At 72.9% G+C, this 18,827-nt stretch carries 17 protein-coding genes; 12 read left to right on the top strand and 5 right to left on the bottom strand.

The annotated features are described in order from the left end of the window. The first annotated feature begins 351 nt into the window (after positions 1-351). Positions 352-1,716 carry a dicarboxylate/amino acid:cation symporter gene (locus ABTY15_RS27065; protein ID WP_350600717.1) on the top strand — a complete coding sequence of 455 codons (1,365 nt, stop codon included), beginning with the start codon at positions 352-354 and terminating at the stop codon, positions 1,714-1,716. A gap of 218 nt (positions 1,717-1,934) precedes the next feature. On the opposite strand, the gene ABTY15_RS27060 is transcribed toward ABTY15_RS27065, so the two are convergent. Next, on the bottom strand, positions 1,935-2,138 hold the full coding sequence (locus ABTY15_RS27060; RefSeq protein ID WP_030060085.1) for a cold-shock protein: 204 nt from the start codon (positions 2,136-2,138) through the stop codon (positions 1,935-1,937). A gap of 457 nt (positions 2,139-2,595) precedes the next feature. Between ABTY15_RS27060 and ABTY15_RS27055 the strand changes: the two genes are divergently transcribed. From ABTY15_RS27055 to ABTY15_RS27025, 7 genes are all read left to right on the top strand, one after another. Further along, a complete protein-coding gene (locus ABTY15_RS27055; RefSeq protein ID WP_350600712.1) occupies positions 2,596-3,561 on the top strand; it encodes a menaquinone biosynthetic enzyme MqnA/MqnD family protein in 966 nt (321 codons plus the stop codon). 185 nt (positions 3,562-3,746) lie between these two features. Continuing rightward, a complete protein-coding gene (locus tag ABTY15_RS27050) occupies positions 3,747-6,017 on the top strand; it encodes a serine/threonine-protein kinase (protein ID WP_350600708.1) in 2,271 nt (756 codons plus the stop codon). A 154-nt stretch (positions 6,018-6,171) separates the two neighbouring features. Continuing rightward, positions 6,172-7,392, top strand: coding sequence for a cyclic dehypoxanthinyl futalosine synthase (gene mqnC / locus ABTY15_RS27045; RefSeq protein ID WP_350600706.1), 1,221 nt, complete (start codon positions 6,172-6,174; stop codon positions 7,390-7,392). A gap of 121 nt (positions 7,393-7,513) precedes the next feature. Further along, positions 7,514-8,269, top strand: coding sequence for an amidohydrolase family protein (locus ABTY15_RS27040; RefSeq protein ID WP_350600704.1), 756 nt, complete (start codon positions 7,514-7,516; stop codon positions 8,267-8,269). Between the two features lie 249 nt (positions 8,270-8,518). After that, entirely contained in the window at positions 8,519-9,106 is a 588-nt protein-coding gene (locus tag ABTY15_RS27035) for a hypothetical protein (protein WP_350600702.1), read from the top strand. A gap of 120 nt (positions 9,107-9,226) precedes the next feature. Next, positions 9,227-9,922 (top strand): demethylmenaquinone methyltransferase, encoded by a 696-nt coding sequence (locus ABTY15_RS27030; protein ID WP_350600699.1) that lies wholly within the window; start codon positions 9,227-9,229, stop codon positions 9,920-9,922. Between the two features lie 205 nt (positions 9,923-10,127). After that, entirely contained in the window at positions 10,128-11,417 is a 1,290-nt protein-coding gene (locus ABTY15_RS27025; RefSeq protein ID WP_350600790.1) for a geranylgeranyl reductase family protein, read from the top strand. 113 nt (positions 11,418-11,530) lie between these two features. On the opposite strand, the gene ABTY15_RS27020 is transcribed toward ABTY15_RS27025, so the two are convergent. From ABTY15_RS27020 to ABTY15_RS27010, 3 genes are all read right to left on the bottom strand, one after another. Next, a complete protein-coding gene (locus ABTY15_RS27020; protein ID WP_502893596.1) occupies positions 11,531-11,968 on the bottom strand; it encodes a MazG-like family protein in 438 nt (145 codons plus the stop codon). A 137-nt stretch (positions 11,969-12,105) separates the two neighbouring features. After that, positions 12,106-12,810 carry a peptidylprolyl isomerase gene (locus ABTY15_RS27015; protein ID WP_350600698.1) on the bottom strand — a complete coding sequence of 235 codons (705 nt, stop codon included), beginning with the start codon at positions 12,808-12,810 and terminating at the stop codon, positions 12,106-12,108. Between the two features lie 144 nt (positions 12,811-12,954). Continuing rightward, entirely contained in the window at positions 12,955-13,737 is a 783-nt protein-coding gene (locus ABTY15_RS27010) for a TetR/AcrR family transcriptional regulator (protein ID WP_350600695.1), read from the bottom strand. Between the two features lie 95 nt (positions 13,738-13,832). On the opposite strand from ABTY15_RS27010, the gene ABTY15_RS27005 reads away from it, so the two are divergent. Together ABTY15_RS27005 and ABTY15_RS27000 are read left to right on the top strand one after the other, a co-directional pair. After that, positions 13,833-14,498, top strand: coding sequence for a CatB-related O-acetyltransferase (locus ABTY15_RS27005; RefSeq protein WP_350600694.1), 666 nt, complete (start codon positions 13,833-13,835; stop codon positions 14,496-14,498). 194 nt (positions 14,499-14,692) lie between these two features. Beyond that, entirely contained in the window at positions 14,693-15,622 is a 930-nt protein-coding gene (locus ABTY15_RS27000) for a DMT family transporter (RefSeq protein ID WP_350600788.1), read from the top strand. Between the two features lie 13 nt (positions 15,623-15,635). Here the strand turns inward: ABTY15_RS27000 and ABTY15_RS26995 are convergent, their stop codons facing one another. Next, on the bottom strand, positions 15,636-16,208 hold the full coding sequence (locus tag ABTY15_RS26995; protein WP_350600693.1) for a hypothetical protein: 573 nt from the start codon (positions 16,206-16,208) through the stop codon (positions 15,636-15,638). Positions 16,209-16,401: 193 nt separating this feature from the next. Here ABTY15_RS26995 and ABTY15_RS26990 point away from each other — a divergent pair, with 193 nt between their 5' ends. Both ABTY15_RS26990 and ABTY15_RS26985 read left to right on the top strand, forming a co-directional pair. Further along, positions 16,402-17,520, top strand: a complete 1,119-nt coding sequence (locus ABTY15_RS26990; RefSeq protein WP_350600689.1) for a sensor histidine kinase — start codon at positions 16,402-16,404, stop codon at positions 17,518-17,520. Then, positions 17,517-18,212: a response regulator gene (locus ABTY15_RS26985; RefSeq protein WP_350600686.1), complete on the top strand. Its 696-nt coding sequence runs from the start codon at positions 17,517-17,519 to the stop codon at positions 18,210-18,212. Before ABTY15_RS26990 ends, ABTY15_RS26985 begins: the two co-directional genes overlap by 4 nt. Positions 18,213-18,827: the final 615 nt, after the last annotated feature.

Raw genomic sequence — 18,827 nt, 5'->3', positions numbered from 1 at the left:
TCAACGGTCAATCGGGGCGGCCGCGTCGGCGCCTCGCCGTCGCCGCGCTGCCATCTCAAACAACAACTTTGAACATCTCAAACCTTTACTGCTAACGTGTCGGCCATGACCACCTCAGACGCACCGCGGATGCACGGCCGGGGCTCACAGCCCGCGGCCGCCCGCCCGTGCCGTCTGACCGGTGCTGTGGACAGCCCGCGCCCCTGTCGCGCCATCAGCTGTATTTCGGCGGCACGCCCCTGACCGGGGCCGTGACCCCTTCGTCCGGCCCGCGCGCCGTGCCGCCCTCCCCACCCCGCTCATCCCGCTCGCCCCGCCACAAGCCACGCCCTCCCCCGGAGCCGCACCGTCATGTCCACAGCGCCCGAGGCGACCCCGTCGCCCTCCGTGCTCGCCCGTATCCGGAAGACCCCGTTCTGGGTCCAGATCGTCGCCGGCCTCGCGCTCGGCGTCGGCCTCGGCTACCTCGCCCGCGCCGCCGACATCTCCTGGCTGGCCACCACGCTGGAGACCATCGGCAAGATCTTCGTCCAGCTGCTCAAGCTGGCCGTCCCGCCGCTGGTGTTCACCGCGATCGTGGTGAGCGTCGCCAACCTGCGGGGCGTCGCCAACGCGGCCCGCCTCGCCGTCCGCACCCTGCTCTGGTTCATGGTCACCTCGCTGATCGCCGTCGCCATCGGCCTGGGCCTGGGCCTGCTGACCAACCCCGGCCAGGGCACCGACCTCAAGACCGAGGGCCTCAAGGCGCAGGACGGCAAGGGCACCTGGATCGACTTCCTGACCGGCATCTTCCCGACCAACATCGTCGACTCCTTCGCCAAGGTGAACGTGCTGCAGATCGTCTTCCTGGCGATCGTGGTCGGTGCGGCGATCCTCAAGCTCGGCGCCAAGGCCGAACCGGTGCTCAAGCTCAGCGAGTCCGTCCTGGAGCTGACCCAGACCGCCCTGTGGTGGGTCATCCGGCTCTCCCCGCTCGGCACCCTCGGCCTGATCGGCAAGTCCGTCGCCAAGTACGGCTGGGACCTCCTCAAGCCCTTCGCCACCCTGACCGTCGACATCTACGTCGGCTGCGCGCTCGTCCTCTTCGTCGTCTACTCGCTGCTGCTGAAGTTCGCCGCCGGCCTCAACCCGCTGAACTTCTTCAAGGGCGCCTGGCCCGCCATCCAGCTGGCCTTCGTCTCCCGCTCCTCGGTCGGCACCCTGCCGCTCACCCGCCGCGTCACCGAACGCCTCGGCGTCCCCAGCGAGTACGCGAGCTTCGCCGTCCCGTTCGGCGCCACCACCAAGATGGACGGCTGCGCCGCGATCTACCCGTCGATCGCCGCGATCTTCGTCGCCCAGGTCTACAACATCGACCTCGGCATCAAGGACTACGTCCTGATCGCCTTCGTCTCGGTCGTCGGCTCCGCCGCCACCGCCGGCCTCACCGGCGCCATCGTGATGCTGACCCTCACCCTCTCCACCCTCGGCCTGCCCCTGGAGGGCGTCGGCCTGCTCCTCGCCATCGACCCGATCCTCGACATGATGCGCACCGCGACCAACGTCGCCGGCCAGGCGCTGGTGCCGGTGCTGGTCGCCGCGCGGGAGAAGATCCTCGACGTCGCCGCGTACAACAACCCGGCCGGCGACCTCTACCCGGAGAGCCCGGCGACCCCGGCGGCCGTCGCCGTGCCGGCGCAGGGCGGCGCCGCGAAGGCCGCCCCGGTCGCGGGCTGACGGCGTCCGACCGCAAACAGGGCCCGCTCCGCACCGGTTGGTGCGGGGCGGGCCCTGCTGCGTCGTCAGTCGCGGTGGTGAAGGTCCCGGCGGAAAGGCAGGGGGCCCGCCGGTCGGGCGGGCCCCCTTGGGTACTGCTCTTGTGCTCATGGTGACGGCCGTCGGGAGCCGCCTGCGGACCCGTTGGGGTCCCGAGCGATCAGATCATCAGAGGATGGTCAGATAGCGGTGACGTTCTCCGCCTGCGGGCCCTTCGGGCCCTGGGTGACGTCAAAGCTCACCGCCTGGTTCTCCTCCAGCGAGCGGAAGCCGCTCGCGTTGATGGCGGAGTAGTGGACGAAGACGTCGGGGCCGCCGCCCTCCTGGGCGATGAAGCCGAAGCCCTTCTCAGCGTTGAACCACTTGACGGTTCCCGTGGCCATGCCGTTCTCCTTGCGAGGGACGTGTCGGGGCCACACCGTGTGGCACCCGGTCCGCTGCGCTGATCGCCCTGCCTCCGGACGAGTCCGAAGTTTTTCGATATTGCTGAAAAACTACAAAAAGCCTGCGGTTACATGCTCCGCAGGCTTCAAGTACTGCAAGGGGAATCAAACTGCAACTGAGGGCAACGCTAGCATGCGGTCGCTGTGACGACCAGGGGTGACTTGCGGGGTGGACAGCGCGTGTCGTAAGGGGGCGGAGAGCGCGCGACAGGGGCGCGGAGGGCGTGCGGCGACCGGGCCGAGGGGCCTGCGGCGACGGGGTGGAGGGGCGTGCGGTGACGGGGTCGGCGGGGGTGCGGCGACGGGTGCGGAGGGCGTGTCGGGTGGGCGGTGCGAGCCATTCGCGACAGCGGGCATACGCTGCGGGGAAGCGCACGAACAGTAAGGGAGCGGCGCAGTGCCAGTACCGGACGCACAAACGCGGGAGCCCCACGAGAACACCCCGGTCCGGCCCCGAGTCGGGCATATTCAGTTCCTGAACTGCGTCCCCCTCTACTGGGGCCTCGCCAGGACCGGCAATCTGCTCGATCTCGACCTCACCAAGGACACCCCGGAGAAGCTGAGCGACCAGCTCGTCGACGGCACACTGGACATCGCGCCGATCACCTGTGTGGAGTACCTGCGCCACGCCGACGAGCTGCTCGTCCTGCCCGACATCGCGGTCGGCAGCGACGGCCCGGTGATGTCCTGCATCATCGTCAGCAAGGTCCCGCTCGCCGACCTCGACGGCCGCCGGGTCGCCCTCGGCTCCACCAGCCGCACCTCCGTACGGCTCGCCCGGCTGCTCCTGGAGGAGCGCGAAGGCGTTCGCCCCGAGTACTTCAGCTGCCCGCCCGACCTCGGCGCCATGCTCGCCGAGGCCGACGCCGCCGTCCTGATCGGCGACCCGGCGCTGCGCGCCTACCTCGGACAGGCCGCCGACCTCGGGCTGACCGTCCACGACCTCGGCGAGATGTGGAAGGAGTGGACCGGGCTGCCGTTCGTCTTCGCCGTCTGGGCCGTCCGCCGCGAGTTCGCCGAACGCAGCCCGGAACTCACCGCGGCCGTCCACCGGGCCTTCCTGGAGTCCCGCGACCTGTCGCTGGTGGAGGCCGCCAAGGTCGCCGAACAGGCCGCCCGCTGGGAGACCTTCGGCGCGGACGTGCTGGAGCGCTACTTCAGCGAGGCGCTCGACTTCTCGCTCGGCGAGCGGCAGCTGGCCGGCGTCGCCGAGTTCGCCCGCCGGGTCGCCCACGACAGCGGCTTCGCGCCGGACGTGGTGGTGCGGCTGCTGGAGCGGACGCCGCGGGTGGCGGGGCTGGGGCTGGGGCCCGAGGCGGGGCCGGAGCCGGAGGCGGAGGCGGTGGCCGTTCCGGTGGGGTGAGTTCGACCGGAAGAGCCCTGACGTGTACGGGACCGGAAGTTGACGCATCGCCATGGAGTAGTGGGGCGAGGCGGATTTGTGATCGTGTGACGACGATTCCGTAACACCATTCCCATGACGCCGGTACGCCCCGGCCCGATACCGTCTGCTCCGGGAGACGGTGGGCGTCGAGGGGAGCGTGCGGGATGCAGCCGCTGGCAGCGGACGATCCGCGGCAGGTGGGCAAGTACCGGTTGCTACGGCAGCTCGGCGCCGGCGGAATGGGCCGGGTCTACCTCGGCCGGACCTCCGGCGGCCGCACCGTGGCCGTCAAACTCGTCCGCCGCGACCTCGCCGGGGACGCCGACTTCCGCGCCCGCTTCCGGGCCGAGGTCGCCGCCGCCCGGCGGGTCGGCGGCACCTGGACGGCGCCCGTCCTCGACGCCGACACCGAGGGCGAACAGCCGTGGGTCGCCACCGGCTACGTCGCGGGCCCCGCACTCGGCACCGCCGTCCAGCAGTACGGCCCACTGCCCGAACCCGCCGTGCGGAGCATGGGCGTCGGCCTCGCCGAGGCCCTCGCCCACGTCCACGGACTCGGCCTGGTCCACCGCGACGTCAAACCGTCCAACGTGCTGCTCACCCTGGACGGGCCGCGGCTGATCGACTTCGGCATCGCCCGCGCACTGGACGCCAACACCGTGGTCACCCAGTCCGGCTACGTGGTCGGCTCGCCCGGCTTCATGTCCCCCGAGCAGGCCCGGGGCCGGCGCGCCGGGCCGCCCACCGACGTGTTCTCGCTCGGCGCGGTGCTCGCCTACGCCGCCACCGGGAAGGCGCCGTTCGGCGACGGGGTGAGCGCGGCCGTCCTGCTCTACCGGGTCCTGCACGAGGAACCCGACCTCACCGGACTGACCGGGCCCCTGCACGACATCGTCCTCGACTGCCTGGCGAAGGACCCGGCCGCCCGTCCGACACCGGAACGGCTGCGCGCACAGCTCGACCAGGACGGCGCCTCGGCGGCCCGGCTCGGGCACGACCACTGGCTGCCGCCGGCGCTCTCGGCGGCGGTCGGGCGCAGTGCGGTGCAGCTGCTGGACCTGGAGGGGGAGGGCGGTACGACGCAGGCGCGGGTGCCGTCGGTGCCGCCGGTGCCGGCCACGCCGCCGACGGGGGCGGGGGGTGCGGGGACGGCTGCGGCGACTGCTGCGGCGACGACGCCGGATGCTCCGGCCCGGCCTACCGTGCCGCCGACGGCGGCTGCGACGGCGGCTGCGACGGCCGCGGCAACGGCGCCGGACAGGCCGGCGGCGCCGCCGACCGTGCCGCCCACCGCGCCGCGGACCGTGCTCGCCGAACCTCCGGCCAAGCCGGCCGGGCCGCCGGCCGCGCCCGCTGCGCCGCCGGAGACGCCGAAGGTGCCGACCGTGCCACCGGCCAGACCCGCCGAAGCGCCGGCCGCGCCGGTTGCCCCGGCGACGCCCGCCGCGGCCACGCCCGCCGCGTCCCCTGCTGCTGCGGCTGCTGCTGCGGTGCCCGAGACGCCCGCCGCTCCTGCCGCCCCCGCCGCTCCCGCCACGCCTGCCGCTCCCGTGAAGGCGGCCGGCGAGCCCGGCGGAGGGTCGAAGGCGACCGACACCGCGAAGGGCGCGAAGGTGGTGGAGGCCGCCCGGGTCGTCGAGGCGGCCCGGGGCGTGCAGGGCGGGTGGTCCACGGCGGGCGGCGGCGTACGGGCGATCGGCACCCCGGTGCCGCCCGGGTACGGGCAGCCGACCTTCGGGACGCCCGGCTATCCGGCGCCCCGCTTCGGCGCCGCGACGGGCGTCACTCCGCTGCCGGAACGCCGGCGCGGGAAGGGCGGCGTGCTGGCGGTGGTGGCCGTGGTGATGGTCCTCCTGCTGGCGGGCGGCGGCTACCTGCTCGTCAAGGGCCTGCCCGGCGACGGCACCACGGGCGGCGGGTCCACGACCGCGAAGAAGGACCCGACCGCCGCCCCGATCGCCGGCGGCACCGCCGCGCCGGCCCCGACCGGCGGCGCGTCCGCCCAGCCCTCCGCCCCCGCGAACACCGCGTCCCCCGAGGACAGCCCCGAACCCGACGACTCCCCGACCAGCCCCGGCCAGGGCATCATCCCCGCCCAGTTCCTCGGGAAGTGGACCGGCGAGCGGTCGGCTTCCGGCGGGAGCCCCATCACCCTCACCCTCACCATCGCGCAATCGGCCCAGAGCGAGGAGAAGAGCACCCTCCGCACCAACGACCCCAAGGACAACAGCTGGTGCGAGGCCGCCTGGACGCTCACCACCGCCAACCAGAACGAGGTGTGGTTCGCGGCCCGGGTCAGCAAGTCCTCGCCCGGCAAGTCGTGCGTCAACATCTCGGTCTACCGCGCGGTCGTCATCCACGACGACGGCACCTTGCACTACTTCCAGAACGCCCTCGACCGGTCCCAGTTCATCGTCATGCACCACGCCCGCTGACCCGGCGCCGGGCGACGCCCCCTGACGCGGCGAGCGGGCTGGCGCGGGGCCCGGAAAGGGCTGGCGTAGGCTGGTTCGGCCGTACCCGGACACCCGTCGTCCGGGCCCCGGCAGCGCCGAGAACAGCAGTACCCGAGAGAGAGAAGGCCGCCAGGTGACCGAGCTCGCAGCGACCACCCTCGATGCGCCCAGCACCGACCTGCGGGCCGTGCTCGACCGGGCCGCCGCCGGTGGCCGGATCACCCCGGAGGAGGCGCTGGAGCTGTACCGCTCGGCGCCGCTGCACGCGCTCGGCTCCGCCGCCGACGCGGTGCGCCGCCGCCGCTACGCCGGGACCGAGCACATCGCGACGTACATCATCGAGCGCAACATCAACTACACCAACGTGTGCGTGACGGCGTGCAAGTTCTGCGCCTTCTACGTGCCGCCGAAGAGCGACAAGGGCTGGTCCCGCGAGCTCGACGAGATCCTGCGCCGCTGCGCCGAGACGGTCGAGCTGGGCGGCACCCAGATCATGTTCCAGGGCGGCCACCACCCGGACTACGGCGTCGAGTACTACGAGCGCGCGTTCTCGGCGATCAAGGCCGACTTCCCGCAGCTGGTGATCCACTCGCTGGGCGCGTCCGAGGTCGAGCACATGTCCCGGATCTCCGGCGTCTCCATCGAGGAGGCCATCACCCGGATCCACCGGGCCGGTCTGGACTCCTTCGCCGGCGCCGGTGCCGAGCTGCTGCCCGAGCGGCCGCGCAAGGCGATCGCGCCGCTCAAGGAGTCCGGCGAGCGCTGGCTGGAGATCATGGAGGCGGCGCACGGCCTCGGCGTCGAGTCCACCTCCACCATGCTGATGGGCACCGGCGAGACCAACGCCGAGCGGATCGAGCACCTGCGGATGATCCGCGACGTGCAGGACCGCACCGGCGGCTTCCGCGCCTTCATCCCGTACACCTACCAGCCGCAGAACAACCACCTGAAGGGGTCCACCCAGGCGACCGTCTTCGAGTACCTGCGGATGATCGCGATCGCCCGCCTGTTCCTCGACAACGTCGCCCACATCCAGGGCTCCTGGCTCACCACCGGCAAGGAGGCCGGCCAGCTGTCGCTGCACTACGGCGCGGACGACCTCGGCTCGGTCATGCTGGAGGAGAACGTCGTCTCGGCCGCCGGCGCCAAGCACCGCTCCAACCTCACCGAGCTGATCCACCTCATCCGGGCCGCGGACCGCGTGCCGGCGCAGCGTTCCACCACGTACGAGCACCTGCGGGTGCTCGACGACCCGGCCAACGACCCGGTGGACCCGCGGGTCGCCTCGCACATCGCCTCCACCGCGATCGAGGGCGGCACCGCGCACCCCGAGCTGAAGATCCTGGACAACTGAGCGTCCGGGGGGTTCGTTTCCCGGTGGGGTCCTTCCTCCGCCGGGTCCGTTTCCCGCTGGGTCCGTTCCACTGCCGGGCTCGCTGAATCCGGTGGTCCCGCTGTCATGGTGATGTGCTGACATGCTGACGTTGCACCGGGCGGCCTTCGTGCTGCCCGATCCGGCCGATCCCACCGCCCCGTCCTTCGCCGACGGGGCGGTGCTGGTGCGTGGCGAACTCGTCGAGGCCGTCGGGCCGTACGGCGGGCTGGCGGCCGCACACCCGGGCGCGCGGGTGCGCGACTGGGGCCCGGCGGTGCTCACGCCGGGGCTGCGCAACCCGTACGGGCACTGGCTGTTGGAACGGGCGTACCACCCGGATCCGCGGGAGGAGATCGGCGTCGAGCCGGTGGCGGACGGGCTGGTGGGTCCGGCCGGTTCGGTTGGTCCGGGCGGTGGCGCCGACGAGGCGCGGTGCGGGGCGAGCGCGCGGCGGGGGTTGCAGCGGATGCTCGGGTTCGGGGTGACGGCGGTGGCCGGGCCCTTCGAGCGGGCCGCGGTGCGGACGGCCGTGGCGCGCTCCGGGCTGGCGGCGCTGGCCCGGTCGGCTGGAGCTGGGGCTGAGGCTGGGACGGGTGCCGGTGCCGGTGCGGGTGCTGGGGCTGCCGGCGCTGGGGTTGTCGGGTTCGGCGGGGAGGGTCCGTTGGATCCGCTGGCCGTCCTGCCGCTCGCGGCCGCCGTGCACGGGCGGGTCGAGGCCGGGGGCCGGGCGGACTTCGCGGTGTTCCCGCTGGCCGGCGGCGCGGCGGGGAGCGGGGGCGGGGAGAGCGTGGCGCCGTCGCCGGGCGGGTGCCTGGCCACCGTGCTGGGCGGCCGGCTGGTGTACCGCAGACGCTGAGGTCCCGCGCGGAACGTGTGACGTACTCGACGGTAGCCCGACTTCCTTGCGGCACACGGGACTTCCTTCGTGTGCTGTCGAACTCCGGTGTCCACCCTGCGGGGTGATTCACCCTTCGCCGTGACCTGAGGGCCCGCCAGCGGATAGCATCCCGGACAGCTCAGTCCGTACACCCTCACCACACCACCGTCCGTCCCGCGGACGGCGGGGCCACGTCCCGGGCCCCGAAGGCAAGCCAGGACAGGAACCATGCGATCCGCGACCGTCCCCCCGCCGCGCTCCCCGCGGTTGGGCCGTGGCTGGTACCTCGCCGCTGTGCTCAGCGCCGTGCTGGCCGTCGGCATGTGCCTGCTCGGTTGGCGCCAGGCCGACCAGGCCGACCGGATCGGGGCCCACCCGGTGAGAGTCGAGGGCATCGTCACCCAGCTCCCCACCGGCGGCGGCTCCTACAGCGCCGTCAGCTACCGGGCGGCCGGGCAGACGCACACCGCGGCCGCGCTGCCGCTCGCGGACGGCCTCAAGGTCGGCGACACGGTCTGCCTGGAGCACGCCGCCACCGACCCGGGCGCGGTCCGGATCTGCGGCGCCACCTACCCGCAGCCGGTCGGCGTCGGACTGGCCTGGTTCAGCGTGCCGGTGGCCGTCCTGCTCTTCGTGATCTGCGTGGTGCGCATCCGGCGGCACCGGCGGGCCGTCGCCGTCCGGACCGGGCAGGGCCGGCTCGCCGACGCGGTCGCGCTGGCGGCCGGAGCGCTGGCCGAGGGGATGCCCGCGATAACGCACGGCAAGCGCTCGCGCCGCCGGCGGCGCGCGGGCGGGCGGCGCGCGCAGCACTGACGCGGGTGCCGGGGCCCGGCCGGCCCGTGGGGCCCGGGGGACCCCCGGTCCGCGGGGACGGTGACGCTCCGGGTGCGCCCCGTTGGTCGGGGCGTCGGCGGCAGGGTGAACAATGGGGGAGTGACCCGAGCCTCTCTGGACAAGCAGCCGCACGAAGTCGCCGCCATGTTCGACGACGTCGCGGCGAACTACGACCGCACCAACGACGTGCTCTCCCTCGGCCAGGCCCGCGCCTGGCGCCGGGCGGTGGCCGAGGCGGTGGCCGCCGGGCCGGGAGACCTCGTACTCGACCTCGGGGCCGGCACCGGCACCTCCTCGCTGCCCTTCGCCGAAGCCGGCGCCAAGGTCGTCCCGTGCGACTTCTCGGTCGGCATGCTCGCCGAGGGCAAGCGCCGTCACCCCGAACTGGCCCTCACCGCCGGCGACGCCACCAGGCTGCCGTTCGCGGACGGCACCTTCGACGCGGTGACGATCTCCTTCGCGCTGCGCAACGTCCAGGACACCGACGCGGCGCTGCGCGAGATGCAGCGCGTCACCAAGCCCGGCGGCAAGCTCGTGATCTGCGAATTCTCCACGCCGACCTGGACGCCGTTCCGCACGGTCTACACCGAGTACCTGATGCGCGCCCTGCCGCCGGTCGCCACCGCCGTCAGCAGCAACCCGGACGCCTACGTCTACCTCGCCGAGTCCATCCGGGCCTGGCCCGACCAGCCCGCGCTGGCCGCCAAGCTCCAGGACGCCGGCTGGTCGAAGGTCGCCTGGCGCAACCTCACCGGCGGCATCGTCGCCCTGCACCGCGCGTACAAGCTCGCGTAACGGCCGACCGTAGACTGCCCGAGACAGAAGCCGTTCCCGTCGTGCCGCCGGTGCCGCCGGTACCGCCGGTACCGCAGGTCCCGCCGTCCCCGTACGGCTGTCCGGCCCGCCGATCGGCGCGCCGTTCGGCCGCCCCCCGCCGGCGCGCCGCCGCCCCCGTCGTAGCTCCAGGAGAGTGCCCACCGTGTCCGAGACCGCAGCCGACCTGACGAAGCCGGACAGCACCGTCGAGAGCACGGCCGACGTCATCGTGGTCGGCGCGGGCCCGGCCGGGTCCACCACCGCCTACTACCTCGCCCAGGCCGGGCTGGACGTGCTGCTGCTGGAGAAGACCGCGTTCCCGCGCGAGAAGGTCTGCGGTGACGGTCTGACACCGCGCGCCACCAAGCAGCTGGTGGACATGGGCATCGACGTCTCCACCGCCAACGGCTGGCTGCACAACAAGGGCCTGCGCATCATCGGCGGCGGCGTCCGGCTCGAACTGGACTGGCCCGAGCTGGCCTCCTTCCCCGACTACGGACTGGTCCGCAAGCGCGCCGACTTCGACGAGCTGCTGGCCCGTCAGGCCGAGAAGGCCGGCGCCCGCCTCTACGAGCGGTGCAACGTCAGCGGGCCGGTCCTGGACGACCGCACCGGCCGCATCGTCGGCGTCACCGCCAAGCTCGGCGACGAGAAGCGGCCCGTCACCTTCCGGGCCCCCCTCGTCGTCGCCGCCGACGGCAACTCCACCCGGCTCTCGCTCGCCATGGGCCTGCACCGCCGCGAGGACCGCCCGATGGGCGTCGCCTACCGCACCTACTTCACCTCGCCGCGCCACCAGGACGACTACCTGGAGTCCTGGCTGGAGCTGTGGGACACCCGCGACGGCCAGCGCAAGCTGCTCCCCGGGTACGGCTGGGTGTTCGGCATGGGCGATGGCACCTCCAACGTCGGCCTCGGCATCCTCAACTCCTCGCCCGCGTTCGGCGAACTCGACTGGCGCGAGGTCCTCAAGGCCTGGTGCGCCAGCATGCCGGAGGAATGGGGCTACACCCCCGAGAACATGACCGACCCGATCCGCGGCGCGGCGCTGCCGATGGCCTTCAACCGGCAGCCGCACTACACCCGCGGACTGCTGCTCGTCGGCGACGCGGGCGGCATGGTCAACCCGTTCAACGGCGAAGGCATCGCCTACGCGATGGAATCCGGCCAGCTCGCCGCCGGGGTCATCGTCCAGGCCCACGCCCGGATCACCGACACCGGACGCGAGCGTGCCCTCCAGGCCTACCCGCGCATCCTCAAGGACGTCTACGGCGGCTACTACACGATGGGCCGCGCCTTCGTGAAGCTCATCGGCAACCCCAAGGTGATGCAGCTCGCCACCCAGCGCGGGCTCACCCACCCGATGCTGATGCGCTTCACCCTCAAGCTGCTCGCCAACCTCACCGACCCGCAGGGCGGCGACGCGATGGACCGCGTCATCAACGGCCTCGCGAAGGTCGCGCCGAACGCCTGACGCCTGACGCCTGACGGCGGCGGTCGCGGTCGTGGCTGCGGCGGCTGGCGGGCGGTCGGCGGGCGGTCGGCGGGCGGTCGGCGGGCGGCCGGCACGCAGCCGGCCGCGTGCGGCTAGCGCGCGTTGGGCGGTGCGGTCTGCTGCTCCGCCGTTCGCTGCTCCGTGGATTCCGGCTCCTGCCCCGCCGTCTCTTGTTCCGCCGTCTCCTGTCGTTCCCGGGTGTCGTTCGGGCGGCGGGAGGCGGCGGAGCGCTGCTCGACGTAGGCGAGGCGATCGGCGAAGACCCGGGCCGCGTCGGGCGTGAGCGTCCGGAGCGCGACGAGGGCCGAGAAGACGACGTCGCAGAGCTCGTGCTGGACGTCCTCCCAGCTGTGCGTCACGCCCTTGCGCGGGTTCTGGCCGGTGGCGCCGATCACCGCCGCGCCGACCTCGCCGATCTCCTCGGAGAGCTTGAGGATCCGCAGCAGCCGCTCCTCCTGGGGCGACTGGGTGCTCTCCTCGTCGAGCCAGGCGACCAGGTGGTCGACGCTCTCCCAGATCCTGCTGTCCATGCGGCGCTGCTCCCGTGCGGTGTCGTTGGTGCTGCCACCGTACGGGAGCGGTGCGGTGCGGGACGGTGCGGTGTGGGATTGCGCGGTGCAGCAGGTAGGGGCGGTGCGGTGGCGGGCCGGGTGCCGCCACCGCCGGTTCAGCGCGTGCTGATCTTCACGTGGCGGATGTTCACCGGCAGGTTGGGGAAGCCGTCACCCGGGTTGTTCTGGTCGTCCTCACCGCCCGCGGCGATCTTCTGCAGGACGTCCAGGCCAGCCGTGACCCGGCCGAACGGGGTGTAGGCGGGGGACAGCTTGGTGTCCTTCCAGGCGAAGAAGAACTGGCTGCCGTTGGTGTTCGGGCCGGCGTTGGCCATGGCCACCGTGCCGGCCGGGTAGGTGGCACCGGTCAGGTTCTCGTCCGGGAAGGAGTATCCCGGGCCGCCGCTGCCCGTCCCGGTCGGGTCACCGCACTGCAGGACGTAGATCCGCTGGGTGGTGAGGCGGTGGCAGTGGCTGCGGTCGAAGTAGTCGTGCTCGGCGAGGAATCGGAACGAGAAGGTGGTGCAGGGAGCCTTGTCGGTCAACGCCTCGAAGGTGATCGCGCCCTGGCCGGTCCGCAGGGTCGCGCGGTAGGGCTGGGCGGCCTTCTTGGCGTCGAACACCGGGATGCCCTTGAAGTTGTCGGCCGGCACCGCGGGTGTGTAGGTGCAACTGGCGCCGGGCGTGGGCGGCGGGGTGTCCGCGACGGCGGTGCCGCTGGTTGCCGCGAGCGGGAGGATGGTGGCGACGGCGAGCAGTGACCAGTGTGCGCGCTTCACGTGACGGGCCTTCCGGGGGGTGGTGGACGGCATGATTGTCATGGCGACATCATCCACGGCCGGGTGGCGATCCGGTAGGGGGCGGCGTGGTTCGGGTTCCGGCGGTTGAGCGCTGAGGCGGTGGGTGGGGGCGGGAGTTGGGGTGGCGGGGGATCGGGCCCGGGGCCGGCGGGGCGGGCTGCGGGGTCAGGGGGTCGGGAGGTCGTTGGTGATGCCGGGGGCGTGGCTGTCGGCGTGGCTGGTGTCGGTGTCGGTGTCGGGGGTGGCGGCGGTGTCCGGCGGGAGTGTGAACAGTCCGGCGCGGGCAGCCAGGGCGGCGGTGTCGGCGGCGCGCTCGGCGGCGGAGGCGTCCAGCGGCTCGCCGGTGACAAACAGTCGGTAGTAGAGCGGCGCGGTGGCGGCCCGGACCATCTCGGCGCCGTCCGTTCCGGCGGGCAACTCGCCGCGGGCGATGGCGCGTTCGGCGACCTCGGCGGCCTGGCGGTGCCTGGCCGTGAAGAAGTCCCGCAGGGCGGCCGCGCCGACGTCGGACCGCTGAGCGGCGGTGATCAGCGCGGTGGGGGTGGGGCCCAGCTCCGGGTCGGTGAAGACGGCGAACACCTCGTGGGTGATCAGGCGGAGGTCCTCGCCGAGGTCCCCGGTGTCGGGCAGGGGCCAGGGCTGGTCGGCGGAGGCGGTGAGGGCGTCGGCCACCAGGCCGTCCACCCCGCCCCACCGCCGGTAGAGCGTCGCCTTGTGGACGCCGGAGCGGGTGGCGACCGCCTCGGCGGTGAGGCCGTCGTACCCCTTTTCGGTGACCTCGGCGAGCGTGGCGGCGACGACGTCCGCCCGGACCCGGGCGCTGCGACCGCCGGGCCGTGGCGTCGGCGTCCCGGGCTGCCGCGGGCGGGGGTTGGCGGGCTCCTCGGCGTTGAGGGGCTTCGGGTCCTCAGGAGGGTTGGGGGTCTCGGGGTGGGTTGTCTTGCTCAAAGTCGACTCCTGTCGCGTTAAGGCTTGCTGCTGCGCCGGCAGCCGTGCCATGCTCATCGTAATGCGACTCATGTCGCATTACGAGAGGAGCCTGCATGCCCGCCAGCGCCATCCCCGACCCCACCGCCCTCCACCCGCTTCCCGGCCACGACCGGGTGGTCCTGCTGCGCCCGCTCGTCACCGACCCGAGGATCGAGGTCGGCGAGTACACGTACTTCGACGACCCCGACGGGGCCACCCGCTTCCAGGACCGCAACGTCCTCTACGCCTACGGGCCCGAGCGGCTGGTGATCGGCAAGTACTGCGCGATCGCCACCGGAACCCGCTTCCTGATGGCCGGCGCCGCCCACCCGACCATCGGCGTCTCCACCTTCCCCTTCGCGATGTTCGGCGGCGCCTGGACCGAGCAGACCCTCGACATCGTCACCGGCATGCCCAGCCGAGGCGACACCGTGATCGGCAACGACGTCTGGTGCGGCTTCGGCGCCACTGTCCTGCCCGGCGTCCGCATCGGCGACGGCGCGATCATCGCGGCCGGCGCGATGGTCACCGCCGACGTCCAGCCCTACACCGTCGTCGGCGGCAACCCCGCCCGACCGATCCGCCGCCGCTTCGACGACACCGACATCGAACGGCTGCTCCGCGCGGCCTGGTGGAACTGGCCGGTCGAGCTCGTCACCGAACACGTCCGCGCCATCATGTCCGGGACCCCGGCCGACATCGAGGAGATCGCCGCCGCGAACGGTCTGCTCGCCGCCTGACCCACCCGGGCCCGGAAACGGCGTTGATGGCGCGCGGCCCGGTGCGCGAAGATGGCGCACCCTTGATCCACGCCCCGCCCCGTTCACCGCCGAGCCCTCCGCTCGGCTCCTGGGTCCGTCCGACGCCGTACGGTACTCGCGCCCGCCGGTTCCGTTCGCTCGGAGGGATCCAACCCGTGCGTGCCACCCCGTTCATGTCCTCGTCCTCTCCGGTCCTTCGTGACCTGCCGGTCCTGCTCGTAGCGGTGGTGTGGGGGTCGAGCTTCCTCGCCGTCCAGCAAGTGGCCGAACCCGGGACGGTGGTGGCGATGCTCGTCCTGCGGTTCGGGCTGGTGCTGCCGCTCCTCGGGGCAGTCGCATGGCGGGCCCTGCGAAGGCTCAGCCGCGCCGAGTGGCTGGGCGGAGCCGCGCTCGGACTGGCGCTCAGCGGCATCTTCCTGCTGGAGACCTACGGCGCCGTCCACACCTCCGCCACCAACGCCGGACTGATCATCAGCCTTGCCATGGTGCTCACGCCGCTCGGCGAGAGCGCCCTCAGCAGGACGGCGCCACCGCGCGCCTTCCTCGCGGCCGCCGGGCTCGCCGTGCTCGGCGTCGCACTCCTCACCGTGGACGGCGGGCTGCGCCCACCCGCCCTCGGCGATCTCCTGGTGCTGGGCGCCGCCCTGGTCCGCTCGGCGTACGTCCTCGCCACGGCCCGCCTCCGGGCCGTCCGCGATGCCGACACACTGGCCGTCACCTGGGTCCAACTCGCCGTTGCCACCGCGGTCTTCGCGGCCGTCGCGCCCGCCGTAGGGCCGTCGCCGTGGGCCGTCGCCGCCGCGTACGGGCCGGCCCAATGGGCCTGGCTGTTGCATCTGTCCCTGTTCTGCACGCTGTTCGCCTTCTTCGTTCAGATGTGGGCCGTCCGGGCCACGTCCCCGTCCCGGGTAAGCCTGCTGCTCGGCACCGAGCCGCTGTGGGCCGCCGTCTTCGGGATCACCATCGCCGGGAACCGGATGGGCCTGCTCGCCGTGGTCGGCGGAGCTCTCGTCCTGGCCGCGACCGAGTGGGGCCGGCGCACCGCCCCAGAGCCGCACCGGGGCGGGACGGTCGAGCCGGAGGCCGAACCCGTCCCGGTGTGACCCGCGGCCGTGGTCACCCGCGCCCCAGCGTCCGGCGCGCGTAGTCGACGGTGACCGCCCCGAGCAGCGGACCCCAGGCCACCAGCGGGAGGTAGGCGAGGGTCATCACCAGAGCGGCGAAACCGTGCGGCGAATCCGGGTCCGCCATGTTGCCGCTCCACCCACCGACCAGGGCGGATATGCCCAGCACGGTCAGGACCGCCGAGCCCAACGCGGCCGGAACGATCGCGGCCAGCGGACGGACCGCCCGGCCGCCGATCAGCGGGATCCACCGCGGAACGACTTGCCCCCAAGGCCGTACCAGGCCGAGGGTGAGGAAGGCCAAGGTCTCGGCCAGGGCGCTCAGCACCACGACGTAGACCGTCCCCCAGCCCGGCTGGTGCTCGGCGTACCGCGCCGCCGTGGCGCCGCTGAAGCCGACCGGGACGCCGAAGCCGAACGCGATCCGCCACAGGCCCGAGGGCACGGTGGTCCAGACGGTCGCCCTGGCGGCGAACTCGGCCCAGCGCGGCGCCGACGGCACGACCCGCCTGATCGAGCCGCCCGGACGGTCGGCGGTGTGGGCATTGATCATGATCTTCGACATGGTGCTCGACTCCCTTCGCGGCCGGACTCCCCGACCGCTTCGAGGCCCAAGCCTGGCCCCTCGGCCGCGTCGGCGGCAGATGCCGATCGGGCTGTCCTCGCAGCTCAACAGGCCTGTGAAATATGCCGATCGGCACAGGCGGCACATCCGTGACGCGTCGTAATGTGACGGAAGTCGAAGGGAGGCGATGGCGATGAGTCAGTTCCTGGCGCTGGTCGTCCCGGCCGTGCTGCTGCCGCTCTGGGTGGCGCGCCGGCGCTACGGAGCGGCGGCCATGACGGGGGCCGCCGGGGCGATGTCCGCGGCGGTCACGGTCGGCATCTGGTTCGCCGGCCGCTGGGCGGAGTCGGACCGGTGGCCCGGGCTGCTCGGCCTGGCCGAACTGGCCGCCCTGCTGCTGGCGGTGGTCCTCGCACTGCGCGCCGAGGACGGCCCACGGTGTGCGGTCGCGGTCTGGACGGCCTGCGGCGCGGTCGCCCTGTGGCCGTCCCGCTTCGAGGCGATCGCCGGGCCCACCGACGTGATCACCCTGTTCGGGTTCGGATCGATGCTGGCCCTGCCGGCCGTCCTGGTCGGGCTCTACCTGAGGGGGCTGGACGAGGGCCGGCGCCGCGCGGTCGCCGAGGCCAGGCGTGCACAGCGCCTCGAACTGGCCCACGACCTCCACGACTTCGTGGCACACGACGTGAGCGGCATGGTCGCCCAGGCCCAGGCCGGGGCCTACCTGGCAGCGGCCGACCCGGCCCGGGCCGTCGAGATGTTCGAGCGGATAGAGCAGGCCGGGCAGCGGGCCCTCGCCTCCCTGGACCGGACGGTACAGCTGCTGCGCACGGAGGAGGCGGGGGAGCGCGGTCCGCAGCCGGGGCTGGCAGAACTCGCCGAGGTGGCGGAGCGGTTCACCACCTCGGGCGGTGCCGAGGTCCGACTGGAGTTGCCGGAGGGGCCGGTCCCCCGAGAGGTGGAGGGCACGGTCCACCGGATCGTCGTCGAGGCGCTGACCAATGTGCGGCGGCACGCGCCGGGCGCCGGGGCGGTCGAGGTGCGTGCCCGCCGTACCGGCGGGTGGCTGGAGCTGACCGTGACCAACGACGTCCCCCCGTCCGGTGCGGGTGGGAGGGCGAGGCGAGGTGGAGGCAGCGGGCTATCGGGGCTGGCGGCCAGGGTGGAGGCCTTGGGTGGTTCGTTCGACGCCGGGGCCCATGAGCGGGAGGCCTGGCGGGTGACCGCGGCGCTTCCCCTGGAGGGCGCGCAGTCGAAGCGGGAGAAGCGCCAGAGGCCCGTGGGGCTCAGCGCAGAGGAGAGGCAGACATGAGCGGCGGCAAGGGACCGGTTCGGATCCTGGTGGCGGACGACCAGGCGGATGTCCGCAGCGCGTTCCGGATGATCCTGGACGCCCAGCCGGACATGACGGTGGTGGCCGAGGCGGCGGACGGCGCCGCAGCGGTGGAGGAGGCGAAACGGCTGCGGCCGGACGTGGTGCTGGCGGACATCCGGATGCCGAAGCTCGACGGCCTGGAGGTTACCCGGCAGCTGGCCGGCCAGTGCAAGGTGATCGTGGTGACCACCTTCGATCTGGACGAGTACGTGCATACGGCCTTGCGGCACGGTGCGGCCGGGTTTCTGCTGAAGCGGTCTGGGCCGGTGTTGTTGATCGAGGCGGTTCGGGCGGCGATGGCCGGGGATGCGCTGATCAGCCCGCAGGTCACCGTTCGCCTTCTGCGGCACATGACGGATAGCGCGGAGGACCGGCGGCCGGGGCCCGGTGCCGGACCGGCTGCGGCAGTCCCGCTGATAGCCGGCCCCGTGGAGGAATTGACCGCGAGAGAAAGGGAGATCGCTGAGCTGGTGGCCGACGGCGCGACCAATGCCGAGATCGGCGCCGGGCTGTTCATCTCACCAGGGACGGTGAAGAACCACCTCGCCAACGTCCAGCGCAAGCTCGGTGCCCGAAACCGGGTGGGCATCGCGGCCTGGGTCTGGGAGCAGGCGGCCGGTAACCGGTAGCCGGCCAGCTGCCAGGGAGAAGCGGGGAGCCAGGGAGGAAGGAGGCGGAGAGGAAGGCCAGGCCCGGCAGGGAGCTGGGGGCGTAGACGGAGGCGGAGGCCGCCCCGGCGCGAGGACCGAAGAGGGGCGACACAGGAGGAGGGCCTGCCCGCAAGAAGGCTGGGCCAGGAGAGGAGAGGCTGACCCCCAGGGCTGCGGACGAGCGCCAGCCCCCGCGCTGGGCTGGGATCCCGGCCCAGCGCGGGGAGACAGTGGCGCGGGCGGCGGGCGGCGGGCGGCGGGCGGCGGGCGGCGGGCGGGAGGGGTGGGGGAGGGGGAGGGAACCCCACCCCACACACGAGTTCGCGCGCTTGTGAACGAAGGGTCAAGCGCGCGTTCGCACCCCCGCCACCCCTCAGGGTGAGCCGCTATAACACGTCAACATGACGCCCGGAAATTTGCCCCGGGCGACGCATAGTTGATATAGAAGCGCGGCCCTGACCAGCCGCTTCACAAGTAAATGCGACTGGTTGTGACCATTTGACTTCTTTGCGTTGACAACTCTGGGCATGTTCACATTCGCCACCATTCCCAAGGTGTCGTAGATCACAAAGATGACGGTGAACTGCGTGTCGC

This window comes from Kitasatospora sp. NPDC097643, assembly GCF_040302625.1.
GTDB lineage: Bacteria > Actinomycetota > Actinomycetes > Streptomycetales > Streptomycetaceae > Kitasatospora.
The sequence above is the reverse complement of the archived record's forward strand: the minus strand, read 5'-3'. Positions and strand labels throughout refer to the sequence as shown.